Raw genomic sequence first — 1,040 nt, 5'->3', positions numbered from 1 at the left:
ATTTCCGGGACAGCAAACGCTATCCCAAGAGGCATGATAGCACATTTTCAACCAAGGGGATTCCGGACGTCGTTCTTCTTCGGGTCAAAGGCGGCGGTCGGCCGCCGAGTGGGACGACTTCCGCTCTACCTTTCGCTTCGGACACGTCGCCGCCGTGTGCCAGCCATCGCGATGGGCCACAAGCGATCACCGGCGAAAAGGAACGGCCGCCTCGACTCTGCGGCGGCCGCCTCCATTCTTGGCTGTCAGTCAGGCGGATGTGCCTCACATCTTGACGATCTCGGTGCGATATTTCGGCAGCAGGGCCGCGATCAGTTTTCCCTTCTCGGCCATCTCTTCCGGGGTCGGCTTCGGCGGCGGCGATGTGCGGCCTTCGACGGGGAAACCGACCGCCAGAAAGAATTCATCCTGTCCTGCCGGCGTACACATGCAGAGCATGCGAGCCGTCTTGCCGGACAGGTTCTTAAACGCGTGCGGGGCGTTCGCCGGAACGTTGACGGTCGATCCCGCGCGTACGGTGTGCGACTTTCCGCGAAAAGTGAACTCGAGTTCGCCTTCGAGCAGCGAGAACATTTCCTCGAAGTCATGGCGATGCGGCGGGGGGCCACCGCCGGCGGGCACCAGCATATCGACCAAGCAATAGCGTCCCGCGGTCTGCGCGCCCGACACCAGGATCGTGTAAGTGCCGCCCGCCACCGAGATATGCGGCACGCCGGCGCCGTCAGGATCGGCTACCGTCAGGCAGCGACCAGGATCGTCTGCGGGGATCGAGGAAGCAGACGGAGCATTCGCAGGAGAGGTGTCGGTCATCTCGACCTCGTTTCCATGATTTTGAGGAGAGGCACCTTACCATCACAAGCGGTGTCTTTTTCGAGGCCGGATGTCCGCTAGACTGTATGTCCCCCCACAAAATGAGGCGACTCACCCTCGATGTTGCGACGAGGGTTGCCCGGATGGACCGGGTAGAGCCTCAAACAAGGAGGGCGAGTCGTGGGTCATCATACCGAGGTCTTTGTCGGAATCGATACGTCAAAATCGCG

General features: G+C 61.3%; 1 protein-coding gene. It reads right to left on the bottom strand.

Going from position 1 to position 1,040, the window contains the following annotated elements; genetic code table 11:
• Positions 1–264: 264 nt before the first annotated feature.
• Entirely contained in the window at positions 265–810 is a 546-nt protein-coding gene (locus FXB41_RS40375; protein WP_219685721.1) for a cupin domain-containing protein, read from the bottom strand.
• Between the last annotated feature and the right edge of the window lie 230 nt (positions 811–1,040).

Origin of the sequence: Bradyrhizobium canariense, from assembly GCF_019402665.1 — a bacterium.
Classification (GTDB): domain Bacteria; phylum Pseudomonadota; class Alphaproteobacteria; order Rhizobiales; family Xanthobacteraceae; genus Bradyrhizobium; species Bradyrhizobium canariense.
Note: the sequence above shows the minus strand (reverse complement) of the source record. Positions and strands in the feature narration are given on the sequence as shown.